Below are 14,988 nucleotides of genomic sequence, written 5' to 3'. Positions count from 1 at the left end.
TCTTGAACTCGCTCATTTCACGGAAAATCCCCCATGAATAAACTGCTCACTGGCGCCATTGCCATGGCGGGCGCAGGCCTGTCGATGCAGGCCAATGCCCTGAACATTCTGCTGACCAATGACGATGGCTGCCGGGCACCCGGCATCGATGCGATGTACCGGGCGCTGACGGTCGCCGGGCATCAGGTGACCCTGGTCGGCCCGTTGAACGACAGCAGTGGTATCAGCGCGGCCAGCGTGGTCGTGCCCGGCCAGGCGCTGGCGGTGACCGAACTGGCGCCCGGCAGGTTTTGCGTCGGACCACCCGATGCCTACACCCCGCCCCCAGGCAAGACTTCCGCCATCGGCACCCCGGTGGATGCGGTCAATGTCGGCCTGGACGTGCTGCTCAAGGACAATCGGCCAGACCTGGTGGTGTCGGGCAGCAACTTCGGTGAAAACGTCGGCCCGCTGACGCAAATGTCCGGCACCTTGAACGCTGCGGTTCGCGCGATGTTCAAGGGCATTCCGGCGGTGGCGGTGTCGACGGCCATCGACATGGACCTGATCATCCACGATCAACAGGCCGGCTACCGCAAAACCCTCGGCGCCATGGACGACACCGCCCGGTTCGCGGTAACGGTTATCGAGCAGGCGAGCCTGGCGGGTGCACAAGCCAGACAGACCTGCGAAAAAAACAAACACCACTGCGAACTGAACGTGCTCGGTTTGCCAGGCGTCAGCGGGCTGAACATCAACTACCCGGCGCTGGCGGCCAGTGAGGTCAAAGGGGTGAGCTTTGCACCGATCGGCAATTGGGACCGGGTGAACTTCACTTCTCAGCGCGGCGCCGACGGCGTAATTCACGTCAACCTGGTCGCCCCGTCGACACCCACAGCCGCCCAGCAACAGGCCGATGCGTATCAGTTGTGGCAGGGGCATGCGGTGATCACCGTGATCGACGGCAACATGAGTGCACCCGGTGCGGTGCAGGATCAGGCGAAGGACATGTTGCGGGGAATAAAACCTTAAGGCACGCAGAACCTGTGGGAGCGAGCCTGCTCGCGAAGAGGCCGGCACATTCAACATCTATGTCGCTGTTAACTCCGCTTTCGCGAGCAGGCTCGCTCCCACAGTTGATCGTCGGAAAACACAAAGCCTGTGAACACCCTAAATCCCTTGTGGGAGCGGGCTTGCTCGCGAAGAGGCCGGCATATTCAACATCTATGTCGCTGGTAACTCCGCTTTCGCGAGCAAGCCCGCTCCCACAGTTGATCGTCGGTAAACACACAGCCTGTGAACACCATGAGTCCCTTGTGGGAGCGGGCTTGCTCGCGAAGAGGCCGGCCTATTCAACATCTATGTCGCTGGCAACTCCGCTTTCGCGAGCAAGCCCGCTCCCACAGTTGATCGTCGGTAAACACACAGCCTGTGAACACCATGAATCCCTTGTGGGAGCGAGCTTGCTCGCGAAGAGGCCGGCATATTCAACATCTATGTCGCTGTTAACTCCGCTTTCGCGAGCAAGCCCGCTCCCACAGTTGATCGTCGGTAAACACACAGCCTGTGAACACCATGAATCCCTTGTGGGAGCGAGCTTGCTCGCGAAGAGGCCGGCACTTTCAACATCTATATCGCCTGTAACTCTGCCATCGTCGGAACGCCGCCCGGAGCAAGCTCGCTCCTACAAGTTATGTGTTTGCTTCAGATAGCGCCCTGCGCAGGTCTGCTGCGGCATCGGACAAGGCTTGCGCAGCGCGCTCGACAAACGGCGCCATGCTGATAAATCCGTGAATCATGCCTTCGCAGCGCTGCACGCGCACCGGCACGCCCGCCTGTTGCAAGCGCAGGGCAAACGCTTCGCCCTCGTCACGCAACGGGTCGAACTCGGCGCTGATCAAGGTGGTCGGCGGCAGGTCCGCCAGGCTGTCGGCGCGCAAGGGCGAAGCCAAAGGATCATCACCCTGCCCGGTGTCCTGCAGGTATTGCTGCCAGAACCAGTACATCATGGCGCTGGAGAGGAAATAGCCCTCGGCAAAATCCTCATAAGACTGACTGTCACATCGCGCATCGGTGACCGGGTAAAACAGGCATTGGTGACTGATCTTTGGCCCTTGCCGTTGTGCGCATAGGCGACTGACGGCGAGCGCCAGATTACCCCCGGCACTGTCCCCGGCCAAACCCAGCCGGCTGCCATCGACGCCCAGTTCAGACGCGTGCTCGACCAGCCAGCACGTGGCCGCGTAACAATCCAGCGGTGCCGCCGGAAAATGGTTTTCCGGTGCCAGTCGGTAGGCGACCGACACCACCACCGCCTCCGTCAGACTGGCGAGTGAACGGCAGAGGTTGTCATGGGTGTCGAGGTTGCCCATGACAAAACCGCCACCGTGGAAGTACACCAGCAGCGGCAGGTTGTCCTGCTCCAGTGGCCGATACAGCCGCGCATCCAGTTCGCCCGCCGCGCCGGCGACCCGCAGGTGACGCACTTCGATCATCGGGTCGCCGGGGATGGCGGGCTGCAGGTTGTCGCAAAACTGCCGATATTGCTCGGCATCGAGCTGGCTGAAATCGGGCTCCGGCAGGTCGCGAAATTGCTGGAGCACCGCGGTGATCTGCTTATCGAGCGGCATGGGCATCTCCCTCTACATCGGTCATTTGAAACTGCGGATTGGTTTCTTCCAGGATGCTTTGCACCCTTCGCTCAAGGGCGGGTTTGAAACCTTTGTGGGGGAAGATCCAGAAGCGCTTTTCAGCGATGGCGACGAACACGTGCGCTGCCAGCTCAGTCGGCGTCATACCTTGGCGAATCGTGCTGTCCAGCAGCTGACTGAAAGAAGAACCGGCTGTGTCGACCACCTGGTTCGAGGCCATGATTTCGCTTGCCACGGGACCTGGGCACAGCACTGAAACCGACACCGGCGCGCCGAGCATGGTCAATTCGTAATGGAGGGTTTCCGAGAGGGCGACCACGGCCTGTTTGGTAACGTTATACGGCGCCATCAACGGACTGCTGACCAGGCCAGCAAGGGACGCCGTGTTGATCACATGGGCGGCTCGCCCCTGACGCAGAAACAACGGGACGAAACTGCGAATGCCGTTGATCACCCCGTTGAGGTTGACGTTCAGCATCCGTTGCCATTGCCTCTGAGTGATTTCCCAGCTGTAGCCGGTCTGCATCACTCCAGCATTGTTGAACAGCAGATCAACCCCGCCAAAGTGCTCGACGGCGATATCGCGCAAGCGCTCAACCTGCGCCAGATCGCCTACATCCGTGACGCAAGCCATCGCCTGCGCACCGCCAGCCTGTAATTCATCGCACAGCGCTTGCAGGCCTGGGGCATCCAGGTCGGCCAACACCAGACGCATGCCCTGCTTTGCCGCGTGTTCGGCCAGGCCTCGGCCAATACCACTGGCGGCACCGGTAATCACCGCGACCGGCCCTTGTTCATTGCTCATCGCCAACTCCTGCCATGGGTCCAAGGGCACCAGTAGAGCCGGCCGTCGTTCACCGGCCATCGTCCATTCAGACGATGCCTGCTTCTACAGGGGCGGCAGAATCCCTGATACGCGCCAAACCCGTGAACCTTGGGAGAATAATAAGATGAGTACCCTGCACCGCATCGAAGCCAAACTGCTGGAAGACCGCTACGCCCGTGGCTGGCATTGTCTGGGTCTGGCCGCCCAATACCGCGACGGCAAAGCCCATCGTCTGGAGGTGTTCGGCACCCGGCTGGTGGCCTTTCAAGGCGATGACGGCGAGTTGCATATTCTGGATGGCTACTGCCCGCACATGGGCGCCGACCTCAGTACCGGTTGTGTTGAAGGCAACTCGATTCGCTGCCCGTTCCACGCCTGGCGCTGGGGTGCCGACGGTGTCTGCGATGACATTCCTTACGCCAAGCGTATTCCGCCACGGGCGCGACTAAAGAGCTGGCCGCTCATGGAAGAAAACCAGCTGCTGTTCGTCTGGAATGACCCGGAAGGCAACCCGCCGCTCCCTGAGCAACGCATCCCGCGCATTGACGCTTGCTTCAGTGACGAGTGGGCCGCGTGGGAAGTCGCCGAACTGCAGATTGGTACCAATTGCCGCGAATTGATCGACAACATCGCCGACATGGCGCACTTCGGCACGGTGCATGGCGCACCCGTCGAGGCGTTCAGCAACGTCTTCGAAGGCCACCTGGCCACCCAGATCATGAGCGCTCGCAGTGAGCGCTTGTCCGGTGACAGCGTGTTGAGCACCGTGGCCACCTACTTCGGCCCGGCCTACCAGATCACCGAAATGACCGGCGCGATGAACGGCCAGCCGATCCATTCAATCCTGCTCAACTGCCATGTGCCGATCGACCTCGACAGCTTCACCCTGCGCTACGGCGTGCTGGTGAAAAAGATCCCGGGGCTTAGCGAAGAACAGAATCAGGCGATGGCAAAGGCCTATGTGCAACAGGCCCAGGAAGCCTTTTACGAAGACGTGACTATCTGGCACAGCAAGACCCACGTCGACAACCCGCTACTGTGTGACGGCGACGGTCCGGTCTATCAGTTGCGCCGCTGGTACGAGCAGTTCTACACCGACATCGCGGCACTCTCGGCCGACGTGCTGGAGCACAAACGGTTTGTCGTGCGCGCCAGCGAACGGGCCTGATTCCCACGGCCTGTCGCGCTCCCTGCGCCTGACCGGCTGCCGCCCGTCAGGCCTTGAGCCCGAGCGTTGCAAGGAGTCGATATCGGCGCTTATTCTCGGCCACCGCCAACGCTAATAATAAGAACGGTTTTCCCTATGCAGCAGAGCCTCAGCCTCGATACGTTCAGTGATCTACTCGGCAACCTCTATCAGGGGCCGCTGGAAACCATTCCCTGGGCGACCTTTCTCAACCAGCTCAACGTGTACCTGGAAAGCAAGTACGTGACCTTCATCCTGCGCCCGCCCAGCGCGCATGTGGACGGTCTGATGGTCAACACCACTGGCACCTCGACCGAGGCGACCGCGTCGTACAACAAACACTTTTTTACCCTCGACCCGTTCGTCGACCTGCCCAACCGCCAGGTGGTGACCCTCGCCGAGTTCGTCTCCAACGACGATTGGCAACACTCGGAGTTCTACAAGAATTTCCTCGAACCGGTGGATGTGTTCCACATCCTCGGCGCCGATATCAACACCTGCGACGGCGCCCAGTGCCGTATCCGCATCAGTCGCGGCCGCGATGACAAGGCCTTCGGCAACGAAGAGAAAGCCTTGCTGACGCATTTCATTCCGCACCTGGAACGCTCGATCAAGATCCACATGCAGCTCAATCGCATCGAAGCCGAACGCAACCTTTACGCCGGTGCGGTGAATCAGATGGCGGTCGGTACGATCATCCTCGACGAGGCCGGCAAAGTGCTGCAAACCAACCAGGTCGCCGATCGGCTGATCCAGGAAAAGGACGGCATCAAACTGGTCAACGACGCCCTGCAAGTCGGCACGGCACGTGACACTCAAGAGTTTCGGCGGTTGGTGAAACAATCGCTGCTCTCGCAAAAAAGCAGCAACCCGTCGGTGGTCGAAGCCCTTCGCGTGCAACGGCCGTCCGGGCGTGCGGACCTGGGGATCATCGTGCGCTCGGTGCCATTGTCGGACTGGAGCGAAGGCAAACAGTGCCCCACCGTGGTGATTTTCATCAGCGACCCGGAACAACAGTCCACCGCGCCACAGGAGATCGTCCGCGCGCTGTTCGACTTCACCCCGGCCGAAACTCAACTGGCGATGTTGTTGGCCAACGGCTTGACCCTCGACGAAGCCTCAGAGGCGCTGGGCATCAGCCGCAACACCTCGCGGGCGCACCTTCGGTCAACCTTCTCCAAAACCGGCGTGACCCGCCAGACCATGCTGGTGCGCCTGATCCTGCGCAGCGTGGCGACCCTCGGTTAGCGTTCAACCTCCGCCCTCGTCCGCTCGGACGATGGCGGCCATCCCGGCATGGCGCACAGTGGTTTTATCCCAACCAGGGGCCTGACCATGCGCAACTGTCCAACCATCCTCAAGACCGAATTGCTGGCTGAAAGCGGCTATTTTCAGATCGAAGCGTTGCACCTGCAATTCAGCAATGGCCAGCAGCGGGTTTACGAGCGTCTGCGCGGCACCGGCTATCGCTCGGTGATGCTGGTGGCGATGCCCGATCCGCTGCATGTGTTGCTGGTTCGTGAATATGCGGTCGGTGTCGAAAAAACGGTACTCGGCCTGCCCAAGGGCGGCGCAGAACCCCATGAAGACTATCTGCAAGCGGCGCAACGCGAACTCTGCGAAGAAGTCGGGATGCGCGCCGCACGCCTCAGTGAATTGGGTGAGCTGACCCTGGCACCGGGTCATCTGTGTCATCGCTACCAGGTGGTGCTGGCCGAGCAACTGAGCCCCTGCCAACTGGTCGGCGACGAGCCCGAACCGTTGGAATGCCTGCGCGTGCCCCTGACGCAAATCCCCGACCTCGTCGCCCGCGGCGAACTCAACGAAGCGCGGGCCATTGCTGCACTGTTCATGGCCATGGGGGCCATCGCCCGGCGCATCTAAAATCGCCAAAATCAAAAGATCGCAGCCTTCGGCAGCTCCTACAGGTTTCGTGTACATCCATTGATTTGCGGGTGTACACAATCCATGTAGGAGCTGCCGAAGGCTGCGATCTTTTGATCTTTTTCCATCTAGTCCATTTGGACGAAGCCACGTTCCGCCAGCCGCAATACCTTGCCTCTACAACAATAAAATTTGTGTCGAGACTCGCCATGCGAAAAGCCACCTGTGCCCTGTTTATCATCGTCTGCGCCGGCAGCAGTGCCAGCCTGTGTCAGCTGTTCAAGAACGAAGCCTACCGACCGACCACCGCGTTTTTCAGTTGTTCGAGTGCTGCCATCAACTGCTATCCCCCACTGGTGCGTAATCTTCTTCCATAAAAAAACCACCGGGCCTGCAAGCAAGGCCGGTGGCTTTTTGTGCGGTCGCCAGATCAGGTTGGCAGGACACCCCGCGAACGTGACAGGGTCAGCGCCAGGTCTTCGATCATGTCTTCCTGACCGCCGACGGTGCCGCGTCGACCCAATTCCACCAGCAGTTCACGTGCGGCAATGCCATACTTTTGCTCGGCACGTTTGGCGAACAACAGGAACGAACTGTAGACCCCGGCGTAACCCAGGGTCAGCGCATCGCGGTCGAGACGGATCGGCTGGTCCATCATCGGCACCACCAGGTCCTCGGCAACGTCCATAATCCGGTACAAGTCGATGCCACTGTTGACGCCCATCCGCTCCAGCACCGCGACAAACACTTCGAGCGGCGTATTGCCCGCCCCCGCGCCCAGCCCCGCCACCGAACCGTCGATACGTGCGGCGCCCGCCTCGATCGCGGCAAGGGAATTGGCAATCGCCATGCCCATGTTGTGGTGACCGTGAAAACCTACTTCGGTCCCGGCACTCAGCCCTGCGCGCAATGCAGCGATTTTCTCAGTGACTTCATCAGGCAGCATGTAGCCGGCCGAGTCAGTGCAATAAATGCAGTTGGCCCCATAACTCTCCATCAACCGCGCCTGCTCCAGCAGCTTTTCCGCGCTGATCATGTGCGCCATCATCAGAAAGCCGACGGTATCCAGGCCCATCTTCGCTGACATGCCGATGTGCTGGCCGGAGACGTCCGCCTCGGTGCAGTGGGTGGCCACGCGAATGGTCGATACTCCGTGTTCATGGGCCATTCTCAAATGATCGAGGGTGCCGATACCGGGCAACAACAGCGCCGAGACCTTGGCCTGCTTCATACGCGGGATCACCGCCGCGAAGTATTCCTCGTCGCTGTGGGCGGGCAAACCGTAGTTCAGCGACGCACCGCCCAGGCCATCGCCGTGGGTAATTTCGATCAGCGGCACGCCGGCCGCATCGAGACCGGTCGCCACCGAGATCATCTGTTCCAGACTGATCTGATGCTGTTTGGCATGCATGCCGTCGCGCAGGCTCATGTCGTGCAGACGGACGCTTCTACCTTGCAAATTCATGGCAATTCTCCACTCAACGGACGGGCAGTTGCAGGGTGCCCTTGTGGGCTTCTTCGGCGAACATCTCCGCGGTACGCAGCCCCGCGGCGGTCATGATGTCGAGGTTGCCGGCGGACTTTGGCAGGAAGTCGCCGAGGCCTTCGACCTCGATGAAAATCGACACCTTGCGCCCATCGAACACCGGTCCATTGATCAGCTTGTAGCCGGGAACGTAGCGCTGCACCTCGTGAACCATCTGCAACACCGAGGTGCGAATCGCATCCTGATTCGGCTCATCGTCAGTCAGGCAGTGGATGGTGTCGCGCATCATCAGCGGCGGTTCGGCCGGGTTGATAACAATGATTGCCTTGCCGCGTCGGGCGCCGCCGATCTTCTCGACCGCGCCGGCCGTGGTGCGGGTGAACTCATCGATGTTCTGACGGGTGCCCGGACCGACCGACCCGGAGGACACGGTGGCGACGATCTCGCCGTAACTCACCGACTGGACCCGCGACACCGCAGCCACCATCGGAATGGTCGCCTGACCACCGCATGTCACCATGTTGACGTTCATCGCCAGGCTCAAGGCATGCTCCTTGAGATTGACTGGCGGCACGCAGAACGGACCGATGGCCGCTGGCGTGAGATCAATCATGATCACCCCCAGTTCGTTGAGCTTGCGGCTGTTTTCTGCGTGTACATAGGCCGACGTGGCATCGAAGGCGATGCGAATATCATCGTCGAGCACATGGGGCAGCAGCCCGTCGATGCCCTCGGCCGTGGTTTTCACGCCCAATTCACGGGCGCGTTTAAGGCCCTCGGATTGGGGGTCGACGCCGACCATCCAGACCGGCTCGATCCATTGCGATCGATACATTTTCATCAGCAGGTCGGTGCCGATATTGCCCGGGCCGATAATGGCCGCTCTGAGTTTCTTGCTCATCCGGTTAAACCCCACAGGTCAGGCGCAGAAGGACACCTGGGCACTGCCCAGGCCATCGATGGTCAGAGAAAAACGGTCGCCCGCACGCGCAGGCTCCAGCGGCACCAAAGAGCCTGAGAGAATGATTTCTCCGGCCTTGAACGGAATACCGAAAGCACCCAGGGTGTTGGCCAGCCAGGCCACGGCCGTCAGCGGATTGCCCTGCACCGCCGAGCCCAGGCCTTCGCTGAGAGGCTCGCCATTCTTGAACACGCGCATGCGCAAGTTGGGCAAATCCAGCGTCCGTGGATCGACCTGAACATCGCCCAGCACGAACACACCGCAAGAGGCGTTGTCGGCGACGGTGTCCTGAATGCGAATGCGCCAGTCATGAATTCGTGAGTCGACTATTTCGAAGCACGGCATCACATACTCGGTCGCTTCCAGCACGTCGGCTTCGGTAACACCGGGGCCGATCAGATCGTGCTTGAGCTTGAACGCAATTTCGCCTTCGGCGCGCGGCTGGATCAGCTTGTTCGCGGCGAGGGAGATTTGCGCGTCATTGGCGAATGACATCTGCCGGGTGATGAAGCCGAAATCCGGCTGATGCACGTTGAGCATTTGCTGGACCGCCGCCGACGTTACGCCGATTTTCTTGCCGACAATCCGGTCACCGGCGGCCACGCGGCGTTCGATGCTGTAGAGGGAAATATGGTAGGCGTCTTCGATGCTGATCGATGGCCAGCGCTCGGTCAGCGGCGCCAGGGTGGTGCCGCTCAGTAGCGCCTGATAAAGCTCTTCGCCGTATTGATGACGCAGTTGTTCACTCATGAGCGAGCCTCCTCAAAGAACGCCAGGCACTCGCGGTTGAACAGCTCACGGTGCTCGACCATGACCCAATGCCCGCATTCGCTGAGCAGTACAAAGCGGATGTTCCGGCAGTGCTGCATCATCGTTTGCGCGCCAGACACCGGGCAGAATTTGTCGTTCATGCCCCAGAAACCGAGGGTCGGACACTGCAACTCACCGAGGCGCGAGGTCATGTTCGGTACTTGCATGGTCGACAACACGCAGACCGGTTGTTGTCGCACCACGGCGACCCGCTCATTGACCGTCTCGTCGCTGATCAAGGACTCATCGAACAATTGCAGCGCCAGTAGCCGACGCATTCCTACCGCATCGTGCAGTTCACCCTTGGCGAACGCCGCACCCATTTTCTGGATGCCTTCCATCTGCGAGTAATACTGTTCTTTTTCCATCAGGCCGCCCGGGGCCATCAGCACCAATCGGCTCACCCGCTGCGGCTGGTCGAGGGCCAGTTTGATCGCGATTGCACCGCCCAAAGAATTGCCGACCAGCACGCATCGCTGGATATCCAGGGCATTGAGCAAATCGCTCAAGGCGGCCACAAAGAAGTCCAGGGTGTAGAGGGTGTCTGGCTTATCTGAAGCGCCATAACCCGGCAGGTCGGGGACGATGGTCCGGTAGCCGGCCGCGACAAACGACGGGTAGTTTTGCTTGAAGTTGCCGTGACCACTGGCGCCCGGTCCGCTGCCGTGGATGAAAATCACCGGCTCGCCGCTGCCGACGTCCTGCCCGCCGATGTCCAGATAATGCAGCTGCAAACCCTGCGGCAGCGTAACGAAGTGCCCTTGCGCTGATGCGCCCATAAGGTGTCCTCCCGGCCTGTTGTTGTCGCCGGATTATTCCGAGCGCCCGGGCAAACAACATCGTCCGACAGGACTACGCCGCTCTAGTCTTTTCGGACGTTGGCTACCTGGTGCCGCGGACCTAGCATCGGCAGCATTCCCGAGCGACAGAACGAGGTATCCCATGCTTGATCCGATGGACTTTCGCGGCAAAGTGGTACTGGTCACCGGTGGTGGCAAAGGGGTCGGTCGCGGCATCAGTCAGCGTTTTCTCGACTGCGGCGCCGAGGTGGTGATCTGCGGTCGCGAAGCACCGCAAACGTTGCCCGCCAGTGTTGAACGCGAGGCGCTGTTTGTGCCCTGTGATCTGCGGGATGTCGAGCAGTCCGGGCGGTTGATCGACGGTATCGTCGAGCGTTTCGGTCGCCTCGATGTATTGATCAATAATGCCGGCGGTTCACCGAATGCCGACGCCGCCAGTGCCTCGCCGCGCTTTAGCGAAGCGATCATCCGCCTCAACCTGTTGGCGCCGCTGAATCTCTGTCAGCAGGCCAATCAGGTGATGCAGATGCAGACCGACGGCGGCGCGATCATCAACATTTGCAGCATCAGCGCGACCCGCCCCTCGCCCGGCACTGCCGCCTATGGCGCGGCCAAGGCCGGGCTGCTGAACCTGACCCGCTCGCTGGCCGTGGAGTGGGCACCCAAGGTACGGGTCAACGCCGTCACGGCCGGGCTGATTCTCACCGAGCAGGCGGCCATGCATTATGGCGATCAGGCGGGCATTGCCCGGGTGGCAGCGACCATCCCGCTGCAACGCCTGGCGGCTCCGGAAGACATCGGCGATACCTGTCTGTACCTGGCATCAACGCTGGCACGTTATGTCAGCGGCGCGGACATCACCGTGCACGGCGGTGGCGAGCGCCCGGCCTTTCTCGACGCGGCACACTCCCATTGAACAAGAGGAATTCCAACATGCCCGCGATTGCCAGCCACAGCGTCCTGCTTGACCTTACCCCGGCCGCTGCCTGGGCCAAACTGCGCGACTTGAGCCTCGCCCCGCATTACGTGCCGGGCTTGACCGGTTGCCAGCTTCATCCCGGCGCACGTGAAGGGCTTGGCGCCAGTCGCCGGGTGTTTCGCAAAGGCGGCCAGTGGCTGGATGAGAGCGTGGTGCAATGGCAGGAAGGTGCAGGCTTTGTCCTGATCCTGCACCGCGCCAGTGACGGCGCGCCCTTCCCGTTTCGCGAGGCCAGCTTCAGTTATGCCTTGCAGGCTGAGGGTGACGCGACACGCATCACCACCCAAATGAACTACAGCCTGCGCGGTGGCAGGCTGGTGGAATGGTTGCTGGCCAAGGCGTTCAACAACGTCGTGCGACAGATCGCCGAGAACCTCAAGGCCTTCTACGAAACCGGGCAGACTCAGAATGCGGAATATTCCCAAGCCCTCGGGGTGTAACCGGTCACTGTAGGAGCTGCCGCAGGCTGCGATCCTGGCGATATCTGCGTCGCCGACCAGATCAAGATCAAAAGATCGCAGGCTGCGCCAGCTCTCCTACAGGGAATCGTCTCAGGGCTGCGGGCCCAGATTGACCTCGCTCCAATAGGCTTTCATCGAGCGGATCTTGCCGTCCGCATCGAACTCCATCACATCGATCACATGAAGCGAACACGGTTGCCCGGCCCACTCCATATCAACCCGAAATGGCATAGCCCCGCAACCGTTCGTCGTCGCCCGAACAGGGCCGGTCAAGGTCGCCGAGACGTTGCTCGCGCCCAGACCTTCACGGTAAAAGCGTTCGATGGCGACAAGGCCCTGAATCGGCGGCTTGCCGACCGGGTCTTCGACCACCGCGTCCTGGCTATAGAGCACAATGATTGCGTCGATATCACCGGCATCCACCAACTCCACATAACGCGCCATGGTCGTTTGAATCTGTTGTGCACTGACCATTCAGACCACCTCGAAGAGTGCTGCTGCACCCATGCCGCCGCCGATGCACATACTCACCACCACGTAACGCAAACCGCGGCGCTGCCCCTCGACCAACGCGTGACCGACCATCCGCGCACCGGACATGCCGAAAGGATGGCCCACCGAAATCGCGCCGCCATTGACGTTCATGCGTTCGGGGGGAATGCCCAGGGTGTCGCGGCAATACAGCACCTGACAGGCGAACGCCTCGTTCAACTCCCAGAGGCCAATGTGGTCCACGGTCAGTCCATGGCGCTTGAGCAGTTTCGGGATGGCGTAGACCGGGCCGATGCCCATCTCATCGCTATTGCAGCCGGCGACCGCCATCCCGCGATAAATCCCCAGCGGCTCCAGGCCACGCTTCTCGGCCAATTTGGCACTCATCAACACCGAGGCAGAAGCACCGTCGGACAGTTGCGAGGCGTTGCCGGCCGTGATGAAGCGGCCCTTTTCACTCCACTGACCGCCCGGCCACACCGGTTCCAGCGCACTCAGGCTTTCGCGGGTGGTGTCGATGCGGTTGCACTCGTCGCGCAGCAAGGTGACGGCCTCAAAGCGCGTTTCGCCACTGGCCTTGTCGAAGATCGCCTTGCGGCTGGCCAGCGGTGCGAGTTCACGGTCGAACAATCCATTACTCTGAGCCAGCGCGGTACGCTCCTGGCTCTGGTAGCTGTATTCGTCCTGTTCCTCGCGGGAAATGCCGTAGCGTGCGGAGACGATCTCGGCGGTTTCGATCATTGGGATATAAGCGTGCGGATCCAGCTCAATCACCGAGCCTGACTGATTGCGGTACAGGTTCTTGTGCTTGTTCTGCACCAGCGAAATCGACTCCAGGCCACCGGCCACGGCGATGTCGATTTCATCGCACATGATGCCTTTGGCGGCCATGGCAATGCTCATAAGGCCCGATGAACATTGGCGTTCAACGGCCATCCCGGCGACGGAGGTCGGCAAGCCGCCGGCAATCGCGCACAGACGCCCCAAGTTATAGGACTGCGTGCCCTGCTGCGCCGCCGCGCCGATGATCACATCGTCCACTTCGCCCGGCTCGATGCCGGCGCGACGCACGGCTTCGCGCACCACATGACCGCCGAGCTGCGGGGCTTCGGTGTCATTGAATGCACCGCGAAAGGCTTTGCCGATCGGGGTACGGGCGGTCGAAACGATGACGGCTTCTTTCATACTGGATTCCTCGAATGTTCTGCTAAAGGGTTCACGCGGGGTAGTAACGGCTGATGGTGTCGACCACACAGCCGGGACGCTCCTCGCCGTCGATTTCGACGCTGACGCGAATGGTCGCCTGAACGCCGCCCTTGACCTCCTCGACCGCCATCAATTGCGCACTGCCGCGCACCTGCGAGCCAACACGTACCACCGTGGGAAAGCGCACCCGCTCGCAGCCATAATTGACACCCATGGCAATGCCGCGCACCTCGACGATCTGCGGTAAAAACAGATTGACCAACGCCAGGCTCAGATAGCCATGGGCGATGCAGGCGCCGAAGGGACCGCTGGCTGCCTTGAGCGGATCAACGTGAATCCACTGGTGATCACCGGTCGCCTCGGCGAACCGGTCGATGCGGTCCTGCGCAAGAACCAGCCAGTCGCTGACGCCCAGCACCTCTCCCACGGCATCGTGCAAGGCGCAGGGCGTGTCGAAAACACGTGGCATGTTCAAGCCCTCTGACTGGAAACCGACAACACTTCGCCGGTCATGTAGGAGCTGTAGTCGCTGGCCAGAAACATCATCACGTTGGCCACTTCCCAGACCTCGGCGGCACGGCCAAACGCCTCGTTGGCGGCGAGCTGATCGAGCACCGCCTGGGGGGCGGACTTACGCAGGAAATCGTGCAACGCAATGCTCGGGCTCACCGCGTTGATGCGGATCCCGTAGTCGGCGGCCTCGACCGCGGCGCATCGAGTCAACGCCATGACCCCGGCCTTGGCCGCGGCGTAGTGCGACTGCTCTTTCTGCGCCCGCCAGCCCAGAACCGAAGCGTTGTTGACGATGACCCCGGCGCGCCGCTCGATCATCTTCGGCAACATGGCCCGGGTCATGCGCATGGTGCCGGTGAGCGTCACATCGAGGACCCGGCTCCACTCCTCATCCGTCATGTCTACCAGCAGCCGTGAACCACCCAGACCGGCGTTGTTGATCAGCACATCGACACCCTGCAGATCACGCTCGGCGCTGGCAATCAGCTGTTGAACCTGAGCTTCGTCAGCGACATTGCAGACCTGACCGAAGACCTGTTGCAGACCAGTCGTTTCGCGGATTTTCGACACCGCTTCTGCAAGCCGGCCTTCATGGATATCGCTGATCATCAAGGCGCGGCAACCCTCCTCGGCGGCACGCACCGCGGCGGAAAAACCGATACCGGCACCGGCCGCGGCCGTGATCAGCACCGACTTGTCACGCAACAGGCCGTGACCTGCAACATAGTGAGGAACAGACATGGAAAACTCCTTG

The 14,988-nt window shown here is 61.0% G+C and carries 17 protein-coding genes; 7 read left to right on the top strand and 10 right to left on the bottom strand.

Annotation, left to right across the window (positions count from 1 at the left end; genetic code table 11):
• Positions 1-33: 33 nt before the first annotated feature.
• A complete protein-coding gene (locus tag ACYZTX_RS13010) occupies positions 34-1,011 on the top strand; it encodes a 5'/3'-nucleotidase SurE (protein ID WP_462034371.1) in 978 nt (325 codons plus the stop codon).
• Between the two features lie 659 nt (positions 1,012-1,670).
• Here ACYZTX_RS13010 and ACYZTX_RS13005 read toward each other — a convergent pair.
• Positions 1,671-2,609: an alpha/beta hydrolase gene (locus tag ACYZTX_RS13005; RefSeq protein ID WP_462034370.1), complete on the bottom strand. Its 939-nt coding sequence runs from the start codon at positions 2,607-2,609 to the stop codon at positions 1,671-1,673.
• Positions 2,596-3,435 (bottom strand): SDR family NAD(P)-dependent oxidoreductase, encoded by an 840-nt coding sequence (locus ACYZTX_RS13000; RefSeq protein WP_462034369.1) that lies wholly within the window; start codon positions 3,433-3,435, stop codon positions 2,596-2,598. The genes ACYZTX_RS13005 and ACYZTX_RS13000 overlap by 14 nt, the downstream gene beginning before the upstream one ends.
• 145 nt (positions 3,436-3,580) lie before the next feature.
• Here ACYZTX_RS13000 and ACYZTX_RS12995 point away from each other — a divergent pair, with 145 nt between their 5' ends.
• From ACYZTX_RS12995 to ACYZTX_RS12980, 4 genes are all read left to right on the top strand, one after another.
• Positions 3,581-4,624: a Rieske 2Fe-2S domain-containing protein gene (locus tag ACYZTX_RS12995; protein WP_462034368.1), complete on the top strand. Its 1,044-nt coding sequence runs from the start codon at positions 3,581-3,583 to the stop codon at positions 4,622-4,624.
• Between the two features lie 135 nt (positions 4,625-4,759).
• Complete coding sequence (locus ACYZTX_RS12990) at positions 4,760-5,890, top strand: helix-turn-helix transcriptional regulator (RefSeq protein ID WP_462034367.1); 1,131 nt, start codon at positions 4,760-4,762, stop codon at positions 5,888-5,890.
• 87 nt (positions 5,891-5,977) lie between these two features.
• A complete protein-coding gene (gene nudE / locus ACYZTX_RS12985; protein ID WP_462034366.1) occupies positions 5,978-6,526 on the top strand; it encodes an ADP compounds hydrolase NudE in 549 nt (182 codons plus the stop codon).
• 209 nt (positions 6,527-6,735) lie between these two features.
• Positions 6,736-6,903 (top strand): hypothetical protein, encoded by a 168-nt coding sequence (locus ACYZTX_RS12980; protein ID WP_462034365.1) that lies wholly within the window; start codon positions 6,736-6,738, stop codon positions 6,901-6,903.
• 53 nt (positions 6,904-6,956) lie between these two features.
• On the opposite strand, the gene dmpG is transcribed toward ACYZTX_RS12980, so the two are convergent.
• From dmpG to ACYZTX_RS12960, 4 genes are read right to left on the bottom strand one after another with little or no spacing between them, the layout of a single operon-like run.
• Entirely contained in the window at positions 6,957-7,991 is a 1,035-nt protein-coding gene (gene dmpG, locus ACYZTX_RS12975) for a 4-hydroxy-2-oxovalerate aldolase (protein WP_462034364.1), read from the bottom strand.
• Positions 7,992-8,004: 13 nt separating this feature from the next.
• Positions 8,005-8,913 carry an acetaldehyde dehydrogenase (acetylating) gene (locus ACYZTX_RS12970; protein ID WP_462034363.1) on the bottom strand — a complete coding sequence of 303 codons (909 nt, stop codon included), beginning with the start codon at positions 8,911-8,913 and terminating at the stop codon, positions 8,005-8,007.
• An 18-nt stretch (positions 8,914-8,931) separates the two neighbouring features.
• Positions 8,932-9,723 (bottom strand): fumarylacetoacetate hydrolase family protein, encoded by a 792-nt coding sequence (locus ACYZTX_RS12965; RefSeq protein ID WP_462034362.1) that lies wholly within the window; start codon positions 9,721-9,723, stop codon positions 8,932-8,934.
• On the bottom strand, positions 9,720-10,562 hold the full coding sequence (locus ACYZTX_RS12960) for an alpha/beta fold hydrolase (protein ID WP_462034361.1): 843 nt from the start codon (positions 10,560-10,562) through the stop codon (positions 9,720-9,722). Before ACYZTX_RS12960 ends, ACYZTX_RS12965 begins: the two co-directional genes overlap by 4 nt.
• Before the next feature lie 163 nt (positions 10,563-10,725).
• Between ACYZTX_RS12960 and ACYZTX_RS12955 the strand changes: the two genes are divergently transcribed.
• Both ACYZTX_RS12955 and ACYZTX_RS12950 read left to right on the top strand, forming a co-directional pair.
• A complete protein-coding gene (locus ACYZTX_RS12955; RefSeq protein WP_462034360.1) occupies positions 10,726-11,499 on the top strand; it encodes an SDR family oxidoreductase in 774 nt (257 codons plus the stop codon).
• A 17-nt stretch (positions 11,500-11,516) separates the two neighbouring features.
• Complete coding sequence (locus tag ACYZTX_RS12950) at positions 11,517-12,002, top strand: SRPBCC family protein (RefSeq protein ID WP_462034359.1); 486 nt, start codon at positions 11,517-11,519, stop codon at positions 12,000-12,002.
• Between the two features lie 111 nt (positions 12,003-12,113).
• On the opposite strand, the gene ACYZTX_RS12945 is transcribed toward ACYZTX_RS12950, so the two are convergent.
• Genes ACYZTX_RS12945 through ACYZTX_RS12930 form a run of 4 tightly spaced genes read right to left on the bottom strand, consistent with a single transcriptional unit; the run spans position 12,114 to position 14,975 of the window.
• Positions 12,114-12,497, bottom strand: a complete 384-nt coding sequence (locus ACYZTX_RS12945) for a steroid Delta-isomerase (RefSeq protein WP_462034358.1) — start codon at positions 12,495-12,497, stop codon at positions 12,114-12,116.
• On the bottom strand, positions 12,498-13,700 hold the full coding sequence (locus tag ACYZTX_RS12940; RefSeq protein WP_462034357.1) for an acetyl-CoA C-acyltransferase: 1,203 nt from the start codon (positions 13,698-13,700) through the stop codon (positions 12,498-12,500).
• Between the two features lie 31 nt (positions 13,701-13,731).
• Positions 13,732-14,190, bottom strand: a complete 459-nt coding sequence (locus tag ACYZTX_RS12935; RefSeq protein WP_462034356.1) for a MaoC family dehydratase — start codon at positions 14,188-14,190, stop codon at positions 13,732-13,734.
• 2 nt (positions 14,191-14,192) lie between these two features.
• Entirely contained in the window at positions 14,193-14,975 is a 783-nt protein-coding gene (locus ACYZTX_RS12930; protein ID WP_462034355.1) for an SDR family oxidoreductase, read from the bottom strand.
• Positions 14,976-14,988: the final 13 nt, after the last annotated feature.

This window comes from Pseudomonas sp. MDT1-17, assembly GCF_054898105.1.
This window is presented reverse-complemented; position numbering and strand designations above follow the sequence as displayed.